The 18,532-nt window shown below is 70.4% G+C and carries 22 protein-coding genes; 14 read left to right on the top strand and 8 right to left on the bottom strand.

Annotated elements, in window-relative coordinates; translation table 11 throughout:
• Positions 1-9: 9 nt before the first annotated feature.
• Both AB0F72_RS09740 and AB0F72_RS09735 read left to right on the top strand, forming a co-directional pair.
• Positions 10-612 carry a TetR/AcrR family transcriptional regulator gene (locus tag AB0F72_RS09740; protein WP_360428058.1) on the top strand — a complete coding sequence of 201 codons (603 nt, stop codon included), beginning with the start codon at positions 10-12 and terminating at the stop codon, positions 610-612.
• Between the two features lie 160 nt (positions 613-772).
• Positions 773-1,702: a TIGR03619 family F420-dependent LLM class oxidoreductase gene (locus AB0F72_RS09735; protein WP_360428055.1), complete on the top strand. Its 930-nt coding sequence runs from the start codon at positions 773-775 to the stop codon at positions 1,700-1,702.
• On the opposite strand, the gene AB0F72_RS09730 is transcribed toward AB0F72_RS09735, so the two are convergent.
• Positions 1,703-2,638 carry a helix-turn-helix domain-containing protein gene (locus tag AB0F72_RS09730; RefSeq protein WP_360428052.1) on the bottom strand — a complete coding sequence of 312 codons (936 nt, stop codon included), beginning with the start codon at positions 2,636-2,638 and terminating at the stop codon, positions 1,703-1,705.
• Positions 2,639-2,709: 71 nt separating this feature from the next.
• Here AB0F72_RS09730 and AB0F72_RS09725 point away from each other — a divergent pair, with 71 nt between their 5' ends.
• Complete coding sequence (locus tag AB0F72_RS09725) at positions 2,710-3,654, top strand: saccharopine dehydrogenase (RefSeq protein WP_360428049.1); 945 nt, start codon at positions 2,710-2,712, stop codon at positions 3,652-3,654.
• Positions 3,655-3,723: 69 nt separating this feature from the next.
• On the opposite strand, the gene AB0F72_RS09720 is transcribed toward AB0F72_RS09725, so the two are convergent.
• Positions 3,724-4,098 (bottom strand): cupin domain-containing protein, encoded by a 375-nt coding sequence (locus AB0F72_RS09720; protein WP_360428046.1) that lies wholly within the window; start codon positions 4,096-4,098, stop codon positions 3,724-3,726.
• Positions 4,099-4,207: 109 nt separating this feature from the next.
• Between AB0F72_RS09720 and AB0F72_RS09715 the strand changes: the two genes are divergently transcribed.
• Together AB0F72_RS09715 and AB0F72_RS09710 are read left to right on the top strand one after the other, a co-directional pair.
• On the top strand, positions 4,208-4,672 hold the full coding sequence (locus AB0F72_RS09715; RefSeq protein ID WP_360428044.1) for a hypothetical protein: 465 nt from the start codon (positions 4,208-4,210) through the stop codon (positions 4,670-4,672).
• Between the two features lie 286 nt (positions 4,673-4,958).
• Positions 4,959-6,857: a DUF2075 domain-containing protein gene (locus tag AB0F72_RS09710; protein ID WP_360428041.1), complete on the top strand. Its 1,899-nt coding sequence runs from the start codon at positions 4,959-4,961 to the stop codon at positions 6,855-6,857.
• A 76-nt stretch (positions 6,858-6,933) separates the two neighbouring features.
• Here the strand turns inward: AB0F72_RS09710 and AB0F72_RS09705 are convergent, their stop codons facing one another.
• From AB0F72_RS09705 to AB0F72_RS09695, 3 genes are all read right to left on the bottom strand, one after another.
• Entirely contained in the window at positions 6,934-7,284 is a 351-nt protein-coding gene (locus tag AB0F72_RS09705; RefSeq protein ID WP_360428039.1) for a hypothetical protein, read from the bottom strand.
• A gap of 184 nt (positions 7,285-7,468) precedes the next feature.
• Positions 7,469-8,215: a hypothetical protein gene (locus tag AB0F72_RS09700; RefSeq protein ID WP_360428036.1), complete on the bottom strand. Its 747-nt coding sequence runs from the start codon at positions 8,213-8,215 to the stop codon at positions 7,469-7,471.
• A 47-nt stretch (positions 8,216-8,262) separates the two neighbouring features.
• On the bottom strand, positions 8,263-9,054 hold the full coding sequence (locus tag AB0F72_RS09695) for a sulfite exporter TauE/SafE family protein (RefSeq protein WP_360428034.1): 792 nt from the start codon (positions 9,052-9,054) through the stop codon (positions 8,263-8,265).
• Positions 9,055-9,404: 350 nt separating this feature from the next.
• Between AB0F72_RS09695 and AB0F72_RS09690 the strand changes: the two genes are divergently transcribed.
• Entirely contained in the window at positions 9,405-10,652 is a 1,248-nt protein-coding gene (locus AB0F72_RS09690; RefSeq protein WP_360428031.1) for a vanadium-dependent haloperoxidase, read from the top strand.
• A 247-nt stretch (positions 10,653-10,899) separates the two neighbouring features.
• Here AB0F72_RS09690 and AB0F72_RS09685 read toward each other — a convergent pair whose 3' ends face one another.
• Positions 10,900-11,367 (bottom strand): MaoC family dehydratase, encoded by a 468-nt coding sequence (locus AB0F72_RS09685; protein WP_360428028.1) that lies wholly within the window; start codon positions 11,365-11,367, stop codon positions 10,900-10,902.
• Positions 11,368-11,409: 42 nt separating this feature from the next.
• Here AB0F72_RS09685 and AB0F72_RS09680 point away from each other — a divergent pair, with 42 nt between their 5' ends.
• The gene (locus tag AB0F72_RS09680; protein ID WP_360428025.1) at positions 11,410-11,688 is read left to right on the top strand and encodes a hypothetical protein; all 279 of its coding nucleotides are present in this window, start codon (positions 11,410-11,412) and stop codon (positions 11,686-11,688) included.
• 14 nt (positions 11,689-11,702) lie between these two features.
• Here the strand turns inward: AB0F72_RS09680 and AB0F72_RS09675 are convergent, their stop codons facing one another.
• Positions 11,703-12,161, bottom strand: coding sequence for a hypothetical protein (locus AB0F72_RS09675; RefSeq protein WP_360428022.1), 459 nt, complete (start codon positions 12,159-12,161; stop codon positions 11,703-11,705).
• 292 nt (positions 12,162-12,453) lie between these two features.
• Here AB0F72_RS09675 and AB0F72_RS09670 point away from each other — a divergent pair, with 292 nt between their 5' ends.
• From AB0F72_RS09670 to AB0F72_RS09640, 7 genes are all read left to right on the top strand, one after another.
• The gene (locus AB0F72_RS09670; protein ID WP_360428020.1) at positions 12,454-13,545 is read left to right on the top strand and encodes a hypothetical protein; all 1,092 of its coding nucleotides are present in this window, start codon (positions 12,454-12,456) and stop codon (positions 13,543-13,545) included.
• Between the two features lie 124 nt (positions 13,546-13,669).
• Positions 13,670-14,326 carry a hypothetical protein gene (locus AB0F72_RS09665; protein WP_360428018.1) on the top strand — a complete coding sequence of 219 codons (657 nt, stop codon included), beginning with the start codon at positions 13,670-13,672 and terminating at the stop codon, positions 14,324-14,326.
• Positions 14,327-14,329: 3 nt separating this feature from the next.
• Positions 14,330-14,851, top strand: coding sequence for a hypothetical protein (locus AB0F72_RS09660; RefSeq protein WP_360428015.1), 522 nt, complete (start codon positions 14,330-14,332; stop codon positions 14,849-14,851).
• Between the two features lie 39 nt (positions 14,852-14,890).
• Positions 14,891-15,241 (top strand): type II toxin-antitoxin system RelE/ParE family toxin, encoded by a 351-nt coding sequence (locus AB0F72_RS09655; RefSeq protein WP_360428013.1) that lies wholly within the window; start codon positions 14,891-14,893, stop codon positions 15,239-15,241.
• A 3-nt stretch (positions 15,242-15,244) separates the two neighbouring features.
• Complete coding sequence (locus tag AB0F72_RS09650) at positions 15,245-15,544, top strand: helix-turn-helix transcriptional regulator (protein ID WP_360428010.1); 300 nt, start codon at positions 15,245-15,247, stop codon at positions 15,542-15,544.
• A 51-nt stretch (positions 15,545-15,595) separates the two neighbouring features.
• On the top strand, positions 15,596-16,363 hold the full coding sequence (locus AB0F72_RS09645) for a methyltransferase (protein ID WP_360428007.1): 768 nt from the start codon (positions 15,596-15,598) through the stop codon (positions 16,361-16,363).
• A 76-nt stretch (positions 16,364-16,439) separates the two neighbouring features.
• On the top strand, positions 16,440-17,015 hold the full coding sequence (locus AB0F72_RS09640; protein ID WP_360428005.1) for a dihydrofolate reductase family protein: 576 nt from the start codon (positions 16,440-16,442) through the stop codon (positions 17,013-17,015).
• Between the two features lie 127 nt (positions 17,016-17,142).
• On the opposite strand, the gene AB0F72_RS09635 is transcribed toward AB0F72_RS09640, so the two are convergent.
• Complete coding sequence (locus tag AB0F72_RS09635) at positions 17,143-18,396, bottom strand: alkaline phosphatase (protein WP_360428002.1); 1,254 nt, start codon at positions 18,394-18,396, stop codon at positions 17,143-17,145.
• Positions 18,397-18,532: the final 136 nt, after the last annotated feature.

Here is an 18,532-nt window from a genome sequence, read left to right as displayed (position 1 = left end):
CATTAAGGCATGGAGAGCTTCGCGCAACCCCTTTCCTCCGGCGCGGCCCGGCCCGGCGGGCGGACCGCTCGCACCCGGGAACGGGTGCTGGAGGCCGTCACGGCGATCCTGCCGGAGAAGGGGTTCGACGGGTTGACCGTGGAGGCGGTCGCCGCCCGGTCGGGAGTGCATCGGACCACCGTCTACCGGCGGTGGCGGGACACCGGCGGACTGCTCGCCGACGCGTTCGACGCCGCGCGGGAGATGCCGTGGGAGCCACCGGACACCGGGACGCTGCTCGGTGACCTGACCGAGGTGAACCGGCAGGTGGTGGCGGCACTGACGGAACGCCCGTCGATCGCGCAGGCGCTGATCGCGGCGTCGTTCCGGTCGGCGGTGGCCGCGACGGCGCTGCGGGAGTTCTGGGAGGACCGGTTCGCACGGGCCGGGGTGGTGGTGTCCCGTGCGGCCGAGCGCGGTGAGATCGGGACGGATGCCGGGGCACGGGAGGTGCTGGTGGCCGCTTGCGCGCCGGTGTTCTACGAGCTCGTGCTGATGCGGGCGCCGGTCACGGACGACCTTGCCGAGCGGTACGCGCGGGCAGGCGCGGCGGTGGCGGCCGCCGGGTGGTGACGGCTCGGGCGGGCGGGACGGCGTGACCGGAAAGGGTGACCATGCACCGGTCGCCGTAGCTCGCCGGACGGCCGTGAGCGGGCAGCGGATCGCGCGGACTCTCGGGGAGCCCGCTTGGACGCGTACCCAATGCTGTTGTCCTTTGTGGAATTCTGGATGCATGGTCAAACTCGGTGTCAGTCTGCCCCAATTCCAGCACTTCGTCCCTGGTAAGGATGTCGTCGCCGCGGCTCGGGCGATGGAGGAGATCGGTTTCGACAGTCTGTGGGTGTTCGAGCGGATGCTCGTTCCGGAGGATCAGAGTGGGCCGCACGGGCTGTACGGCGTGCCCGGTCTGCCCTGGCCGGAGCGCTATCGCGGGGTCGCGGACGCGCTGGTGACGCTCTCCACGGCGGCTGCGGTGACATCGCGGATCGAGCTCGCGACAGGGGTTCTGGTGGTGCCGCTGCATCTGCCGATGCGGCTGGCCCGGGAACTGGCGACCTTGGACGCGGCGAGCGGCGGGCGGGTCATCGCGGGGCTGGGTTCCGGGTGGTCGCCGGACGAGTTCGCGGCGGTCGGCGCCGTTCCGTTGTCGGAGCGCGGGCGGGCCCTGGATGACTTCCTGGACATCGCGGCGGAGGTGTGGGGACCGAATCCGGTCAGTTTCAAGACGCGCCGGTTCGAGGTGTCGGTGGCCGACATCGGACCGAAGCCGGCCCGGAAGATCCCGATCCTGCTGGGCGCCAACAGCGAGCGGGCGCTGCGGCGGGTGGCCCGGCGCGCGGACGGCTGGGTGGCCAGCGGGGTGACGCCCGCGCAGGTCAAGGAGACCCTGGCCGGGCTCCGGGCGATGGCGCAGGAGTTCGGGCGGGACCCGGCGGGGATCAGCTGCACGGTAGGGATCAGCACCCTGGATCTGACCGCGTCGACGGCGTCGCCCCGGCCCCCTTATGCCGGGAATGTCGCGCAGCTGGCGGAGGATGTGGCGGCGCTGGCCGAGGCGGGCGCGGACCACGTCTACATCACGCTGCCGGCCGCCGTGGACGGCATCGGTGAGCTGATCGACAAGGCCTCCGAGCTGCATGAACGGGTGCGCGCCCAGTGGTGATCAGGCGCGGAACGTGCGTCGATACGTGTCCGGTGGGACGCCCACGCTGCGCTGGAAGTGACGGCGCAGCGTGGTGGCGGTGCCCATGCCGGCCGCCTCGGCGATGACATCGATGCCGTCGTCGGTGTTCTCCAGGAGCTCCTGAGCGCGGCGGAGGCGCTGGGTGAGCAGCCACCGCAGCGGGGTGGTGCCGGTGGTGGCGCGGAAGTGGCGGATCAGGTGGCGTGAGCTCATGTTCGCCTGCCGGGCCAGGTCCTCGACGGTCAGTGGCTGGTCGAGGCGCTGCATCACCCACGGGAGCAGTGCGGACAGCGGGTGATCGTCCTGCTCGGGGATCGGTGTGGTGACGTATTGGGCCTGTCCCCCGGCCCGGTGCGGCGGGACGACGAGCCGGCGGGCCACGATGTTGGCGATCGCCGGGCCGTGGTCGCGGCGGACCAGGTGCAGGCACAGGTCCATGGCGGCGGCCTTGCCTGCCGAGGTGAGGACGCGGCCGTTGTCGACGTAGAGGACGTCGGGGTCGACGGTGACGTCCGGGTAGCGGGCGGCGAGCTCGGCGGTGTGCGCCCAATGGGTGGTGGCCTGCAGACCGTCGAGGATTCCGGCGGCGGCGAGGACGAACGCGCCGGTGCAGAGGGAGACGATGCGGGCGCCCGCGCGATCGGCCTCGATGACCGCCGTCAACAAGCCGGCGGGCAGCTCGGCCTCGACGTCGACGACCGCGGGGACGATCACCGTGTCGGCGTCGGCGAGCTGGTCGAGGCCGCGATCGGGTTCGACGTGGAAGCGGCCGGCGCGGACCGGGTGGTCGCCGCAGACGGTGACGTCGTACCACGGGCCGGGGATCGCATCGGGTTTGGCGCCGAACACCTCGTAGGCCATGGCCAGCTCGAAGTGCAGCATGCCGTCGGTGGCGGCGATGGCCACGGATCTCATGTCGGGAATTGTATGGGTCGTGTCGTTCCGGACACTGTCCCGGTCTTCCCTTCCCCGACAGAATTCTCGGCATGGTGAAGGTTGCGGTGTTCGGGGCGTATGGGCATACCGGTCGGTTCGTGGTGGCCGAGCTGGTGGCGCGGGGATTCGAGCCGGTGCCGCTCGGCCGGCGCGACGCGTCGGTGGAGGATCCGGAATCGCTGGACCGGGCTCTGCGCGGGGTGGCTGCGGTGATCAACTGTGCCGGGCCGTTCGCGGCCACGGCCGGGCCGCTGGTGGCGGCGGCGGTGCGGGCCGGGATCGGCTACGTGGACGTGGCCGCCGAGATCGAGGCGAACGTGGACACGTTCTCCCACTTCACCGCGCCGGCCCGGGAGGCGGGGATCGTGGTGGTGCCGGCCATGGCGTTCTTCGGCGGGCTCGGGGATCTGCTGGCCACCGCCCTTCTGGAGGGCTCCTCCGCGGCGGACGAGATCCATATTGGGTACGGCCTGAGCAGCTGGCATCCGACAGCGGGAACCGTGGCGTCGGGGGCGGTCTCGCGCGAGCGTCGTGGTGGGCGGCGGGTCCGGTTCGCCGGTGGACGGCTGGAGTATCACGACGACGAGCTGCCGGTGGTGGAGTGGGAGTTCTCGGAGCCGTTCGGGCCGCGGAAGGTGATCTCGGAGTTCTCGATGGCGGACGTGGTCACCGTGCCGAGTCATCTGGAGGTGCCGGTGGTGCGCTGCTACATGAACGCCGACGCGGTGGCTGATCTGTCGGCGGGTGACTCGTCGGCGGTGGCGGCGCAGACGTTCGTGGTGGACGTCCGGGTGCGGCGCGGCGGAGTGGAGCGCCGGGTCGTGGCCAGTGGCTCGGACATCTACGCGATCAGCGCGCCGCTGGCGGTGGAGGCGGTCGCGCGGATCCTGGACGGGCGGACGCGGGCGGCAGGGGTGGTGTCGGCGGGGGCGGCCTTCGACGCTGAGGACTTCTTGCGGGCGATGTCGGCGCACCTGACGGTTACCGCCGGTTGACCGGGGTTCGCGGAGACTTCTCCGATGGACCGGTGCTGGCGGATCCGGCGGCGCTCGCTGATCGACTGCTCAGGCGGGGTTGAGCCAGTGGGTCTCGCCGGTCGCGGTGATCGCCAGATGGACGAAGGTGCTGTCGGCGGTGGCGCCGTGCCAGTGCGGGATCCCCGGCTCGACGTGGATCCAGTCGCCGTGGGCCAGCTCCCTGGGCTCGTCGAGGCCTTCCCATTGGAGGAGGCCCCGGCCGGAGAGGACGATCAGGGCCTGCTCGCCGGTGTGGATGTGCCAGTGGGAGCGGGCGCCCGGGGCGTAGGTGAAACGGTTGCCGCGCATGCCGCCCGGGTGGGTGGCGGGCAGGATGTCGGCCTGCCACACGCCGCCGGTGAACTTGTCGGTCGCGGCCGGTGGGCTGGGCACGGCGGCCTCGGGGATGATCGCGAAGTCCATGCGCTCGATGATCCTCCGGGTGGGGTGATCGCGCGATCTTGTTGACCGGTGTGGCTAGGGTCGGTTCATGGCTTCTGCTTCGTATGGGCGTGCTGTGGGGTTGGCGGCTTTGCAGGCGGTTCTGAGCAGCACGTGGATCGCCGCGCGGGAGTTGTCGCCGGCGAAGCGGCGCATCGCGCGGGCCGGGACGGTGGCGGCGGTGGCGGCGGTGGGCTGGGTGGCCGCGCCGAAGGATTCGCCGGACGATCAGGTCGAGCTGGCTGTCGGGGAGAGGCCGTATCTGGTCGCCGAGGGCGCGGTGGCGTCCGGCGGGGCTTCGCCGGACAGCGGTTCCGAGGCGGCTTTTGACAAGCGCAAGGCCGCTCTGGCGGTCGGCGCGATCGGCATCGGGGTGGCGGCGATGGTGGGGCGGCGGCAGCTGGAGAAGCGCTGGCTGGCGAAGCTGACCCGGAACGGTCATCCCCATCCGACGCGGGCGCTGGCGGTGCGGATGGCGGGGGTCGAGTTCGCGGGGCAGCTGGCGATGCAGCTCAACGACGTCCGCAAGGCGCGCTTGCAGGAATCGCGCCGTTAGAGGAACACAGTCGGTCGAGGGGCGGTGCGCTGATCACGCACCGCCCCTCTCGTATGTGCAATCGACGTGGACATCTGAGCGGCTCACGGGGCTTTCCCGGACTATCCAGCGGCTCTTCTAATGCTCCGAAGAAGAAGTTCGGAGGCCTTGAGTGGCCAGCGTTGTAGCGACACGATGATCGTGCCGATACAGTCTCCTTTGTCAGTAAGCGGTCCGACAGGCTTCCTGCACCTGGATATGCCTCCCATCCGCACGATCGATTCGTGCTGCCCGGGGGCAACCGTCCATGTCGGCATTCCGCGTTTCTGCGGCTGCTCTGCTCCGCCTCGCCACCGAAGGAACGCTCATCGACCGTGTCGCCGAACACGTTCGGAGCACCGGCCAGGGGCCCAGTCCTTCCGAACGCAACGCGTGGGGGCGGAGCCTGTCCGTCCTGGCGCAGGATCTCGCCGACGCAGGGCTGCACGACGTCGAAGTTCTGGTCGAGTACAAACTTCCGCTGACAAGCCGGCGGATCGACGCCGTGCTGGCGGGCCTTCACCCGCGGACCGGCGAGGACTCCTTCGTCGTCATCGAGCTCAAACAATGGTCCGCCGCCGAACTCCACGAGGGCAACGAACGGCTGGTCGACGTCAGGCATGTGGCGGGCACGCGTCTGCACCCCGGCCTCCAGGTCGCCGAGTACTGCGAATACCTGGTCGACTTCCTCGGTCTCCTGTCCGAGCACCAGAACGCGATCCGGGGCGCCGCCTACCTGCACAACGCGGTCGACCAGGATGTCGCGGGCTTGTTCGAGCGGTCGGCCGACGAGCGCAGTCGCATCTTCACCAAGCAGCGCCGGGGCGCATTCCTGGATTTTCTGCAGGCCTCGCTCGACCCCCGCAAGCCCGGCGCCGCGGCAGCGGATCGGTTTCTGGACAGCGCGGTGCGTCCGAGCCGGCATTTGCTGAGCTACGCGGCGCGTGAACTCAAGGAACGGTCGCATTTTACTCTGCTGGACGAGCAGCGGGTCGCTTACGAACTGGTGATGCATGCGGTTGAACGGGCTCGTCAGGACGACCACAAGAGAGTGGTGGTGGTCGCCGGGGGTCCTGGCAGCGGCAAGAGTGTCATCGCGTTGAGCCTGCTCGGCGAATTGGCGCGGCAGGGCCGGACCGTGCTTCACGCGACCGGTTCTCGGTCTTTCACGGAAACGCTCCGGAAGTACGCTGGGAAGGGCTCCACGCGGCTACGGGACATGTTCAAGTACTTCAACAGCTTCATGACCGCTGAGCGCAACGGCATCGAAGTTCTCATCTGCGACGAGGCTCATCGCATCCGGGAGACATCGGTCAACCGCTGGACGAAGAAGGACCAGCGGCAGAATGCCCGGGCGCAGATCGAGGAATTGGTGGCCGCAGCGCGGGTCCCTGTTCTGTTGCTCGACGATCACCAGGTCGTGCGGCCCGGCGAACAGGGAAGCGTGGAGCTCATCATCTCCTACGCCAAGTCGCTGAACCTCAACGTCGAGGTCGTGTCACTCCACGACCAATTCCGGTGTGGCGGCAGTGAGGCGTACGAAGAATGGGTCGTGAATCTGCTGGGTCTGGATGGCGGCACGCCTTTCGTCTGGGAGGGCGACGGGCGCTTCGACCTGCGGCTGGCCGAGACTCCGGAAGAGATGGAAGCCTTTCTCGCCGCCAAGCAGGCCGCCGGGCAGACGGCCCGGATGACCGCCGGCTACTGCTGGCCGTGGAGCGACCCGCGTCCTGACGGGACGCTCGTGGACGACGTCAAGCTCGGATCGTGGTCCCGGCCGTGGAACGCGAACAGTCTCCGGACCGTCGGGAATGCGCCGGGAAGCCCGTACTGGGCGACAGACCCGAACGGTTTCGGACAGGTCGGTTGCGTATACACGGCGCAGGGCTTCGAATACGAGTGGTCCGGCGTGATCATCGGGCCTGACCTCGTCGCACGGGACGGACGGCTGGTAACCGACCGTGACGCGTTCAAGGATCCGGATTTCCGCAACCGTAAGGCGGTCAGTGATGAGCGGGTCGACCAGCTCATCCGTAACACCTACAAGGTCCTGCTGACCCGCGGGATGCGCGGCACGATCGTGTACGCGGCGGATCCGGAGACGCGGACATTCCTTCGTCACCTGGTTCGGGTGCGTCATGAACCCGAGGTCACGTACGAGGATTGATCGCCAGGCGTCCCGCCACGCCTGCGGCGTGCCGATGGATCCGGCCGTCCGGCGCACGTCTGATCACCGGGCCGGATCAGAAGGGCGGTCCGTCGTCGACGGCGGGGTCGAAGCCGGCCCGGATCGGTCGGGGCTGCCGCCTGCCGCGTGGCCAGCGATCATCGATGACGGTCGCGGCGCTGCGGCAGGCCGGGCAGGCGGTCGCCCATCCGGGAACCCACGGGTACGGGGAGGCGCTGACGTCCTCGCCGGCGATCCCGCACAACGTCGAGCCGAAGTAGCCGTACGCATGGCGAGGTTGATCCTCCCAGCCGTCCATCTCGGCGCGCTCCCAGCGCCTCTCCGGGCGCTCGTAGTTCCGCGGACCGATGCCGGCGTCGATCACCGCGTAACACCAGCCACACACCCAGATCTCGTCACCGGGCACGGGCAGTCTCCGCGCCTGACGTCCGCACACGTCACACCGCACCGCGCACCCCCGGCCTCCGGGCCCTGGCATCCCGACCTGTCCGAGGCGATGACCGGCAGGGGCCGGGCGGTCATGGAGGAACGCCTGCTCGACGCCCTCCTGACCGATCTGAAACACCCGTGACGGGCGCCCCGGGTGATGGCTAGCTGGTGACGATCTCCGAAGCCGCCGGGGCCTTGATGTCGACCGGCACGCCGAAGTCGGAGTAGGCCATGTCCATCTTGACCTCGGGCTGGGTACCCACCGCGGGAATCGTCAGCGTGTACCGGGTCAGGCGGCCCTCATCGTCGATGCCGGCTTGGAACGGGACGGTCTTCGCTCCCAGCTTCTCGACGTCGGCGGCGCCCATGCCCAGCTGCTGGCCGGCCTTGGACAGGTCGATCGTGCCGGTCACGGTCTCATCGCCGGCCCATGTGACGTCGGTGGCGGCCTCCAGGCTCCGGACGGTGTCGGTGGCGTCGAAGGCGCCGATGGTGCCGGTGCCGCCGGCGCCGTTGAGTTTGCGCCAGGTCTTGCCGTCCATGCCGGGGATGTCGGAGCCGGGCATGGTGATCCGGATGTAGTTCGCCCCGCCGACGATGCGCATCTCGGTCTTGATGTCGGTGCCCTCGGACTCGGCCTCCATGATGAACTCGCCGGTCTTCTTCACCGGGTCCATCACGCCGTTCATGGTGCCCTGGTCGCCCATGTTGATGACGGCTTTGAACGACTCCTGCTGCAACTTGTTCGCGGCGTCGACGAGCGCGGCGGCCGGGTCCTTGGTCGCCTCGGCGGGCTTGGTGTCGCCGGACGCGTCACCGCCGGACGTGTCGTTGCCCGCACAGCCGCTGAGCGCCAGTGCCGCAGCCATGGCCAGTGCCACCCCGCCGCGCATGATCCGCACCTTCATGTGACCTCCCCGTCTCTGGAGCAGGCCACTTTAGCGACATCAGTCGATCAATGTGGAACCGGGGCGAGGCCCTGGATCAGGTAGAGCACGGCGAGTGCGGCGGCCAGGACGCCGAGCAGCAGTCGCAGCAGGCGTTCCGGCAGGTGTGGCTGCAGGCGGGCGCCGAGGTAGCCGCCGGCCAGCCCGCCGGCGCCGCAGAGCAGGCCGAGCAGCCAGTGCGGGGCGATGTCGCCGCCCTCGGCCAGGGCGAGGACGCCGTAGGTGGCGGCACCGGCTATCGAGGTGACGAACGTGGAGGCGAGGGCCGCGGGGGCGATCCGGCTCATCGGGGTGCCGCGGCCGGCGAGGACGGGGCCGAGGATCGAGCCGCCGCCGATGCCGTAGATGCCGCCGACGGCGCCGGTGGCCAGGCTCAGGCCGAGGATCGCGGGCCGCGACAGCGGCGGGCGGTCCGGGATGCCCCGGCGCAGCGCCCGGGAGCAGAGCCACAGGCCGAGCGGGAGCAGCACGGCGGCGGCGACCAGGCGGAACACCTGAGGGCCGGGGATCGCGTAGACCCGGATGATCGCGCCGAGGACCACCCCGGGCAGGGTGCCGGCGAGCAGCAGCCGGGCAAGCGGGCCGGTGAGCTGGCCGTTGCGGCGGTACCTGGTCAGGGCGCCGGGGCCGGCGACCACGTTGTAGAGCAGGTTGGTCGGGGTGATCGCGGGGCTGGGCACGTGCAGGACGCTGAGCTGCACCGGGAGCAGGAACACCGCACCGGAGACGCCGACCGGCGCCGTGCCGATGGAGATCAGCAGACCGGCCAGGAAACCGGTGAGGCCGGTCTGCCAATCCATGATCAGCAGCTTAGGAAGCCGGTGTTACGTGACATGTGTGAAGCGACCCCGGCGCGGGCGGCGACCGGCGGTGACCGTGGACAGGACGGCGCCGCAGGGCGTGGGGATGCGGCCCGCGCCGGGGTCGGGATGCTCGACAAACAGACACTTGTCGATGCCTTGAGTATTCGGCGACGGCACTGTCGTGTCAACAACTTCCGGAGACGGACCGGAAATTACGGGAAGCGGGTGCGGCTCCCCCGCTCACGGCCGGTAGTTCGGCGGTCCGATCAACGACGTTGCGCCGCCGGCCGCCGCGACCGGGCGCAGAGTGGGACGCGCACGCGCCGCCGCAGAGAGGGGCCGAGCCCATGATCAAGCTGCTGGTCGTCACCGTGACAGTGCTCAACGCCGGGCTCATCGCCGTGCCCGCAACCGGCGTGCCCGCGACCCGGCCGGACATCGACAGCGTCCGCACCTGGAACGAGCTCGCGGTCGACGCGGTCCGCCTCAACCGGGCCACCGACGCCGACGCGGCCCGGCTGTACGCGATGGTCGGCGTCGCCGTGTTCGACGCGATCAACGGGATCACCCGGCAGCGGACCCCCGGGCTGGTCCCCGCCACCGGCCCGCACCACGCTGACCAGCAGGCAGCCGCCGCCGCCGCGGCCCACGCCGTGCTCACCCGCCTCGACCCGGCACGATCTTCCGGGTACGACGCACAGCTCACCGCCGACCTCGGCGAACTCGGCGCCACCACGCCCGCCGTGACCCGTGGCGCCGCCTGGGGCGACCGGGTCGGCGAGCAGGTCGTCGCGGCCCGGACCGGCGACGGATCCACCCCTGTCGCATCGCAACCGGCCGGCAGCGGTCCCGGGGTCTTCCGCGCCGCGTGGTCCGGCGTCCAGTACCGCGACGTCGCCCCGTTCGCCGCCGACGACCCCGCCCGGTACGCTCCCGGGCCGCCGCCCGCGCTCACCAGCAGCGCCTACGCCGACGCGTTCGCCGAGGTCGCCGTGCTCGGTGACGCCGGCCGGCTGGCGCCCGAGCTCCTCGCGACCTACCAGTTCTGGTCGCTGCCGCCCGGTTCCAGCCAGCCGCCCGGCGAATGGCTGCGGATCGCCCTGACCGTCTCCGCCGACCGGCACCTGCCGCTGGCCGAGCAGGCCCGGCTGACCGCGCTGCTCACCATGGCCCTCGCCGACACCACCGTCGCGACGGTCGCCACCAAGTACGCCTATCGGCACTGGCGGCCCACCACCGCGATCCGCGAAGCCGACACCGACGGCAACGCCGCGACCGCCCCGGACCCGGCGTGGTCGCCGCGGGCGGGCAGCGCCGGCGGCAGCCCGGAGTACGTCTCCGGGCACAGCTCCTACAGCGGGGCGGGCGCGACGGTGCTGGCCGCGTTCTTCCACCGCGACCACGTCACGTTCCGCCACGCGACCGACTCGGCGCCGGGTGGGGTGGCACGGGCGTACCCGAGCTTCTCGGCCGCCGCGGCCGAAGCCGGCGTCTCGCGGATCTACGGCGGGCAGCACTTCGGCTTCAGTAACCGGGCGGGGCTGGCGCTCGGCCGGGCGGTGGCGACCGAGGTGGTGCTCACGAGCCTGCGCTAGGTTCCGGCTTCTCGGCTGCCGCGTCTCGGGGGGGGCGCGGCGGGCCGTTGGGCGGGCCGCACCGCGCGAACGCTCGACCGTCACGGTCACTGGCGCGAGCGCGAGGCGGGCGCGGGGCGGGCGCGGGGCGGGCGCGGGGCGGGCGCGGGGCGGGCGCGGGGCGTGGTTCCGCGATCTCGGAGCATTCGCGCTTTGCGTAACCTCGCGGACGCCCCAGGCCCCACCAGTTTCCGCACACCCCCGAGGGCTAGAGCTTCAGCACATACCGGTGCTCGCCGGAGAGGACCAGTTCGCCGCGCTGGTTGTGCACCGTCGCGCGGGTGGTCACGATGCCGGTGCCGTCCTGCGGTTCCAGGCCGATCACCGTGAGGCTCGGGTAGAGCGTGTCGCCGGCGTTGACCTCCTTGTGGAACTCGGCGGTCAGGCCGGCGAACGCCACGAAGACGTCGCCGATGTACTGCGGGAACAGGGTGGCTCCGGGCGCGGTGAACGCCAGCACCTGCAGGCCGTGGACGACCGGCGCGGGGTGGCCGTGCGCGCGGGCGTAGACGGCGTCGTAGTGGATCGGGTGGTTGTCCGCGGAGACGGTCTGGAACGCGGCGGCGTGGGCGTCGGTCACGGTGCGGCTGGGGGCGTTGAACACCTCGCCGACCCAGAGGTCGGCGAAGGTGCGAGAGGGGACGACGGTGTGCTTGGCGGGATCAAATTCAGTCATGCGGCAAGAGTTCCCGCGGTGTGCGGCCACGCCGTCCGTCAGTTGACTGCCGATCGCCTGCGGGCCGATAGGGTTCTCTGGTGTGCTGAGGCAATGAGGTTATTACTGGTGGTGAGTGCCGGACTGGTGACGGCGGCGATCGGGGCGGGACCGGCGGCGGCAGCGCCGGCAGGCTGTTGTGACGCGCCGGGGATCACCGCTGTGCAGAGCGGGACGCTGCAGCAGCGCGGCATCGTAATCGGCAGCAACGTCCAGAGGAACGGCATCGTGATCGGCAGCAACATCGACCGCAACGGCAGCATCGCGGTCGGCGGCCGCTGACGTGGGAACTCGGCTCAACGTCGGTCGATGACCTGGATGTCGATCGGTTCGCCGCTGTTCAGGTAGAGGAGATAGCCGTCCTCGTCCGCGTCCACGGGAACGACCACGAGTGCGTACTCCGGCCGCGGCAGCCACCCATAGTCCGCAGGTGGGTCGTAGTGCTCGATCGCCGTCACCCGCACCCGCGTCGGCGGAATACCGATCATGCACGGATCGCCCTCCCCCATCTCGGAGGGATGCGGCTCCACCCGCCATGGCGTGCTCTGCCAATCCACATCATCGGGATCCAGCGGGAAACCCATGGTCCCGTGCCACGAATTCTTCGACTCGGGATCGCGCTCGGCCCACGGCCATTCGAGGCTCGCCCACATCGGTGAAATCCTGCTGACCCGCGAGTCGAACGGCTCAGCCGAGATCATCAGCACGTCACCCACGGTATAGCCCTGCGCCGTCGCCAACCGCCTGCCCAGCATCGACCACCTCCACTAGCGCTTGACGAATCGGCGCAACAGTATCGCCGGCCGCGTGACAATACGTTGCCGACAACGGTGGAGCAGCGCTGCGTCCACGCCCTTCCACGAAGCGCGGTCGGCCCCCGCACGCGGGCGCTCAGCGCACGCAAGAGCCGATCGCGTGCGCCAGCCGCCGCCCCGCGGGCGGTCACCAGCGTGCGCGACACACCGCTGTCGGCATTCATGCCGAGCGGATGATCCTGCGGCGCCGCCCGACCTGATTCGATGAAGGCCCGGGGAGAGGGCGGCATCGATGACCACAACCGCGACACTCGTGTTCCTGCTGGTCGTCGGTGCCCGTTTCCTCGTCCCCCTGCTGATCCCGCGCTACCCCCTTCCCGCGATCATCGCCGCCCTCATCCTGGACGCCGTCGACCAGACCGTCTTCCAGTCGTTCGGCTTCGACCCGCCCGGCTACCAGGGCTACGACAAGGCGATGGACGTCTACTACCTGGCGATCGCCTATCTCTCCACGATGCGCAACTGGGCCAGCCGCCCCGCCGTCGCAGTGGCCACGTTCCTCTACTTCTACCGCCTGGTCGGCGTCGTCGCGTTCGAGCTGACCGACTCCCGCGCGCTGCTGATGGTCTTCCCGAACACGTTCGAGTACTTCTTCATCGCCTACGAGGCGTACCGCCTGTTCTGGAACCCGGCCCGCGTCACCCTGCACCGCTGGATCACCACGGCCGCCGTCATCTGGATCTTCATCAAGCTGCCGCAGGAGTGGTGGATCCATGTCGCCCAGCTCGACTTCACCGACACGGTCGCCGACGTGCCCTGGTTCGGCCCGGCGGTCGTCGCCGCGCTGATCGCCGCCGGTCTCGTCTACTGGTTCCTGATCCGCCCTCGCCAGCCGCGACCCGACTGGTCCTGGCACGTCGCCGCCGATCCGCTGCCGGCCGGAACGCTCACCGTCGCCGACCGCAACCGCTGGGTCGCCGAGCACGGCCGGCTGTGGTCGATCGGCACCCTGGAGAAGGTCGCCCTGGTCAGCCTGATCTGGATCATCTATGCCCAGGTGCTGCCGAGCGCCACCTTCACGAACGACCAGCGGATCCTGGTCACCTCGGCATTCGTCGTGGTCAATGCCGCTATCAGCCTCGCCTCGGCCCGCGCCGCCCGCAGCGTGGAGAGCGCCCTGACCGCGTTCACCGCCCGCGCCCTGATCAACATCGGCCTGGTCTGGCTCGCCGACTGGCTCCTGCCCCGCAGCGGCGGCGACCTCGACCCGGCAGTCGCGCTCTTCTTCGTGCTGCTGCTGAGCCTGATCACCCTGCTCGACGACCGCTACCGCCCGATCTACGAGATCCGCTTCCGCAACAACCCCCTTGCGGTACGGAAGTAGCCCTCCCCGCAAAACCACACCTCCCCGGGCTACACCGCGATCCAGGAGATCCGTCCCGGCCGCTGCGCGGCCTACGGCGACGGGCGGTCCGTCCCGCTTGAACGCCCCCGCCAGAATGATCGCCATGCCACCGGAACGCGACCGCCTCCCCTGGCCGGCGATCGGTCCCGTGATCGGCCTGACGCTCGGCGCCGTCGACTCGGTCGTGAACCACATCCCGGTGCTGCTCGGCGAGACCGGCGCCGCCCGCGCCGACCGCGGCCCCGCGTCCCAGGCCGCCGAGTTCCTCAGCCTGATCCTGGACGCCGGCTGGGCCTGGGCCGCGGCAGCGGTGCTGGCCGGCTGGCTGGCGAGCCGCTCCCCGCGACCGGCCGCCGGACCGGCCGCCGGATCTGCCGGAATGCTGCGCGGCGCGCTGGCTGGGGCTCTCGCGCTGCTGGTCGCCACGTCCGCCTACTACGCCACGGACCTACTCTTCGACGGCGGCGGCTGGTGGGGCATCCCGACCCGGTACTGGCTGATCGGCAGCCTGGTGCTCGGCCCCCCACTCGGGCTGACCGGCGCGCTGATCCACCGCCCCGGTCCGATCGGGACAGTCGCCGCCCTGGTCGTCCCGGGCGGCGCCACAGTGCAGATGCTGATCCTGCCCCCGCCCGCGGAGAGCCTGATGGCCACACCGGTGCGCCTGACCGTCTGGCTGGCAGCGTCCCTGACCGTGGTCCTGATCGTCCGCCGCCACGCCCGCCGCTCACCCCGGCGCGCCCGGGCGGTGCCATCATGAGGCATGAGGTTCGCGGGGCGGCTGGACCGGGCCGCCTTCACCGAGATGGTCGACCGGAAACTGGCGAAAATCAGGCAGGCGGCCGCGGAGTTGCCGCTGTACGAGCCGGTCGGCTGGTCAGGCGCGCGGCGGATCGGCTCGTGGTCGTGGACGAACGACCGGCTGACCGCTGGCGCGCTCCGCTTCGGCGCCGCCCCGTGGCTGGAGATCACGACGACGACCGAGCCGGTGGTGGACGTCGTGATCGGGCAGCGGATGGCGGCGGCGCTGGAGACGCGGGATCCCCGGGAGGTCGACGTGCCGGTCCTCGGTCCGCCCGGTGAGCTCATCATCGAGGTGGACGGGCGGGCGAGGCGGTTCGACCACTGGCCGGACGAGGCGGGCTGGCAGGCGGCCTCGACCCCGATCGTGATCAGCACCAACGGCTTCGCCCCGAGCGGAATCCGCCTGGTCCGGGTCTCCGAGATCGAGCCCTACCTGACCGAAACCAGAACCGCCCTGCTGGCCGACTACGACACCGCCTGACTGCCATTTGTGGCCGCGTCGTGGTATAGCATCGCTGCTATGGCGTGGGGTGCTGTGGAACTTGAGCCGGAGGTGCAGAAGTGGCTGGAAAGCCTGCCGACAGCTCAGTTCGCCCACGCCGCGTTCTATATCGATCTCCTTGCCGAACAGGGTCCTCTGCTCGGTGAGCCCTACACCAAACAGCTCGAACGGAAGCTTCGTGAGCTGCGGTTTCACCTCGAGCGGCGGGCGATTCGGATCACCTACTGGATTGCCACCGACAGGAGAATCATCCTTCTGACCGTGTTCCACAAGACGCGGATGCGGGAGGAGCGAGAGATCGACCGGGCACGTCGGGCGTTGGCGCGGTGTGTCGACGAGGCACACGAGATTGTGGACGAGGAAGGCTAGGTCATGGGTGAAGGTGGCAACTGGGCCGCGATGCGGGAACGGCGACTGGCCGAGCCGGGTGCTGCTGAGGCGTATGACGCCGCGCGGCTGGCGTTCGAGCTCGGTCGTTCCGTCCGAGAGCTTCGTGAGCGCCGGGGTTGGAGCCAGACGCAACTGGCGACGGCGTCAGGAATGACGCAGTCCGCGGTCGCGCGTTTCGAGGCCGGCGGGACCGTCCCGACTCTGATGGTGCTGGAGCGGCTGGCGACGGCGCTGGACGTAAGTCTCAAGGTCGGCTTCGAGCCGCGTGGTGAAGCCGCCTGAGCCGGGGGAAAGGGCGCGCGCCGCGGCCCCGGTTGTGTCAGGATGCGCGGCATGCCGGTTCGCGCGCTGACCTTCGGAGCCGTCGCGGAAGCCTACGAGCGGTTCCGCCCGGAATACCCGCAAGCCGTCTACGACCTCGTCGCGGAGTACGCCGGCCGCCCGATCCGGACCGCTGTGGAGATCGGCGCCGGCACCGGGAAGGCGACCCGGCTCTTCGCCGCGAACGGCGTCGCGGTGACGGCCACCGAACCCGATCCGGCCATGCTCACGGAGCTGCGCGAACACGTACCCGCAAAGGTCACGCCCGTGCGGGCGGCGTTCGAGGACCTCGAACCCGGCGCCTACGACCTCTTCTACGCGGCGGCCGCCCTGCACTGGACGAAACCGGAGGGCCGCTGGCCGCGCGTCGCCGCCCTGCTCGAACCGGACGGCGTGGTCGCCAGCTTCGGCGGCCCGCTCCAGTTCACCGACCCGGCCGTCGAGCGGGCCGTCCGGACCGCACGCGCGCCGTTCCTGGAGAGCGACGACCTCCCCTCCCCGGACGGCACCGGGCCGGACGAGGCGATGCAGTGGCCCGGCACCGAACTGCAGCGGTCACCGCTGTTCACCGACGTCCGGCAGCACGTCATCGAGCGCCGCGTGACGATGACGCCGGGCGGTTTCATCGGTCACCTCTCGACGGTCTCGGCGTACCTGGAACTGCCGCCCGCCCGGCGCGCCGAGGTGTTCCGCCGCATCGAGAAGGTCCTGCCGCGCGAGGTGGAGCTGACCGCCGACCTCTACCTCCATCTGGCCCGGAAAACTGGCCCGGAAAAATGATGCCGGGCGCCGATGAGTTTCCGCGACCACCCCGGTCTACCCCTGCGAAACCAGCTGACGTGAAGGGAACATCATCATGGCGAAGGTCATCTCCACGCTGTTCATCTCGGCCGACGGCGTAGCCGAGATCGACCCCGGTTGGCACTTCCCCTACTTCGACGAGAACATGGGACGCGCCGTCACCGAGGACTACGAAACCTCCGACACGCTGCTGCTGGGCCGCGACACCTACGACAGCTTCGCCGGCGCCTGGCCGGACCGCGAGGCCGCCGGCGGCGAGGACGCCCCGTTCGCGAAGCAGATCGGCGACATGCGCAAGGTCGTGGCCTCCCGCCAGAACCTCCAGTTCACCTGGCGCAACTCCGAGCTGATCGACGGCGAGCTGACCGACGCGGTCCGCGCCCTCAAGGCCGACCCGAGCGTCCAGGGCATCCTCATCCCCGGCTCGATCTCGGTGGTCCAGCAGCTGCTCGCGGCCGGCCTGGTCGACGAGCTTCGCCTGCTCATCCACCCGGTCGCCGCCCGCAAGGGCCGCAAACTCTTCGACGACGGCGACACCGCGTACCACCTCAAGGTCACCCTCACCGAGGCCTACCCCACCGGCGTCATCCGCGTCATCTACACCCCCACCGAGGCCCCCAAAACCGCATAGGGTACGGCTAAATCATCCACAAAAGCAGCAAACCCGTCCCCGACTACACCGCGAGCCGGTGGGCACGCGCCCGGCGTGCCCACCGATGTGCCCGGGCGACAGCGGTGGCCGACCCCGTGGCCGGACGTCAGGACGTCAGGAGGGGCTGAAGGACCTCGTGGACGTAGGTGTTCGGGTGCTTGCCGGTGAACCGCTCGGCGTACGGGCCGAACGCGGTGACCGGGACGTCCTGGCCGGTGTGGCCGTCGGTCGTCCAGTCGATGAAGAACTCGAAGCCGGTGCCCTTGACCGGGAACGGCCCGTCCTCGCCGACCGACTCGTCGTCGGCGTCCACGTCCTCCACGGCCAGGCCGCCGGTCTCGTGGTCGCCGGTCACCACGACCAGGGTGTCCCGGTGATTGGCGGCGTACGCCCGGGCCACCGCGACCGCCTTGTCGAGCTCGCCCATCGTCTGCAGGGTGCGGCGGGCGTTGTTGCGGTGCGCGAACTCGTCGACCCCCTCCTCCTCGACCAGCAGGAAGAAGCCGTCCCGGTCGGCGGACAGGTTCTCCAGGGCCTTCTTCGTCATCGTGGAGAGGCTGACCACCGGGTCGTAGATGTCGCCCTCGCCCTCGGCGCGCTGCTGGAACATCTCCTGGTTGGCGAAGAGGCCGAGCAGCTTGCCCCGGCCGGCCGCGGCCAGCTGCGCGGGCGTGGAGACGTACCGGTAGCCGGCAGCCTGCGCCTGGGTGATCAGGTTCCCCTTGGTGCCGCGGCTGCCCTCGGTGGGATCCTCGGCGGGCTGGTCCGGGTACGCGCCCGGGGTGCCGGCCGGCAGCCACCAGTCCTCGCCGCCGCCGAGGATGACGTCCGGCTTCGAGACCTCGAGGTACTGCCGGGCGATGTCGTCCTGCGCCCCGCGGTCGACGGAGTTCGAGAAGAACGCCGCCGGGCTCGCGTCGGTGACCTGCGCCGTCGTCACCAGGCCGGTCGCCTTGCCGGCGCGCTTGGCCTCCGCGCCGAGCACCGGCAGCGGGTTGCCGTCCGGGTCGACGCTGATCGCGCCGTTGTAGGTGGCCACGCCGGTCGCCCAGGCGCTCGCGCCGGCCGCCGAGTCGGTGATCGCCGACTCCGGGTCGTCCGGGCTGGTGGTGAGCTGACCGGAGACCGGAAACTTGTCCATGATGAGCCGGCCGTTCAGGCCGGCGTGGTAGAGGCGGGCGGCCTCGCGGTGAGCGGCGGCCATGCCGTCCCCGACGATGAAGATGACGTTCCTGACCGCGGGCGGTTTCGGCTTTCCCGCGCCGGCGTCGGTCACCGGGTTCATCAGGCTGAGCCCGGCGGCCGCCACCACTCCCGCCACGACCGGCGCCGCGAGCCAGCGCACAGTGCGAACCTGCATGTCTCCTCCTACAGCATCAGCGATGTATCGGGAGGCCCCTCCGACAGGGATGGGCATCGATGTCAGTAAACGCCACACCACGATTGATCGCTCGGTCCCGGCGAAGCGGGTGTGTGGCACGACCGGGGGCGGGTAC

Origin of the sequence: Actinoplanes sp. NPDC023936 (genome assembly GCF_040639325.1) — a bacterium.
Lineage (GTDB): Bacteria > Actinomycetota > Actinomycetes > Mycobacteriales > Micromonosporaceae > Actinoplanes.
The sequence above is the reverse complement of the archived record's forward strand: the minus strand, read 5'-3'. Positions and strand labels throughout refer to the sequence as shown.

What these genes read in the sequence shown, in the direction of transcription:
- AB0F72_RS09725 (WP_360428049.1), top strand. Translation starts at nt 2,710, where the DNA reads ATGGTGAAGGTTGCGGTGTTCGGGGCGTATGGGCATACCGGTCGGTTC.
- AB0F72_RS09655 (WP_360428013.1), top strand. Translation starts at nt 14,891, where the DNA reads ATGGCGTGGGGTGCTGTGGAACTTGAGCCGGAGGTGCAGAAGTGGCTG.
- AB0F72_RS09650 (WP_360428010.1), top strand. Translation starts at nt 15,245, where the DNA reads ATGGGTGAAGGTGGCAACTGGGCCGCGATGCGGGAACGGCGACTGGCC.
- AB0F72_RS09690 (WP_360428031.1), top strand. Translation starts at nt 9,405, where the DNA reads ATGATCAAGCTGCTGGTCGTCACCGTGACAGTGCTCAACGCCGGGCTC.
- AB0F72_RS09670 (WP_360428020.1), top strand. Translation starts at nt 12,454, where the DNA reads ATGACCACAACCGCGACACTCGTGTTCCTGCTGGTCGTCGGTGCCCGT.
- AB0F72_RS09635 (WP_360428002.1), bottom strand. Translation starts at nt 18,396, where the DNA reads ATGCAGGTTCGCACTGTGCGCTGGCTCGCGGCGCCGGTCGTGGCGGGA.
- AB0F72_RS09675 (WP_360428022.1), bottom strand. Translation starts at nt 12,161, where the DNA reads ATGCTGGGCAGGCGGTTGGCGACGGCGCAGGGCTATACCGTGGGTGAC.
- AB0F72_RS09730 (WP_360428052.1), bottom strand. Translation starts at nt 2,638, where the DNA reads ATGAGATCCGTGGCCATCGCCGCCACCGACGGCATGCTGCACTTCGAG.
- AB0F72_RS09685 (WP_360428028.1), bottom strand. Translation starts at nt 11,367, where the DNA reads ATGACTGAATTTGATCCCGCCAAGCACACCGTCGTCCCCTCTCGCACC.
- AB0F72_RS09695 (WP_360428034.1), bottom strand. Translation starts at nt 9,054, where the DNA reads ATGGATTGGCAGACCGGCCTCACCGGTTTCCTGGCCGGTCTGCTGATC.
- AB0F72_RS09665 (WP_360428018.1), top strand. Translation starts at nt 13,670, where the DNA reads ATGCCACCGGAACGCGACCGCCTCCCCTGGCCGGCGATCGGTCCCGTG.
- AB0F72_RS09640 (WP_360428005.1), top strand. Translation starts at nt 16,440, where the DNA reads ATGGCGAAGGTCATCTCCACGCTGTTCATCTCGGCCGACGGCGTAGCC.
- AB0F72_RS09720 (WP_360428046.1), bottom strand. Translation starts at nt 4,098, where the DNA reads ATGGACTTCGCGATCATCCCCGAGGCCGCCGTGCCCAGCCCACCGGCC.
- AB0F72_RS09645 (WP_360428007.1), top strand. Translation starts at nt 15,596, where the DNA reads ATGCCGGTTCGCGCGCTGACCTTCGGAGCCGTCGCGGAAGCCTACGAG.
- AB0F72_RS09710 (WP_360428041.1), top strand. Translation starts at nt 4,959, where the DNA reads ATGTCGGCATTCCGCGTTTCTGCGGCTGCTCTGCTCCGCCTCGCCACC.
- AB0F72_RS09660 (WP_360428015.1), top strand. Translation starts at nt 14,330, where the DNA reads ATGAGGTTCGCGGGGCGGCTGGACCGGGCCGCCTTCACCGAGATGGTC.
- AB0F72_RS09735 (WP_360428055.1), top strand. Translation starts at nt 773, where the DNA reads ATGGTCAAACTCGGTGTCAGTCTGCCCCAATTCCAGCACTTCGTCCCT.
- AB0F72_RS09700 (WP_360428036.1), bottom strand. Translation starts at nt 8,215, where the DNA reads ATGAAGGTGCGGATCATGCGCGGCGGGGTGGCACTGGCCATGGCTGCG.
- AB0F72_RS09740 (WP_360428058.1), top strand. Translation starts at nt 10, where the DNA reads ATGGAGAGCTTCGCGCAACCCCTTTCCTCCGGCGCGGCCCGGCCCGGC.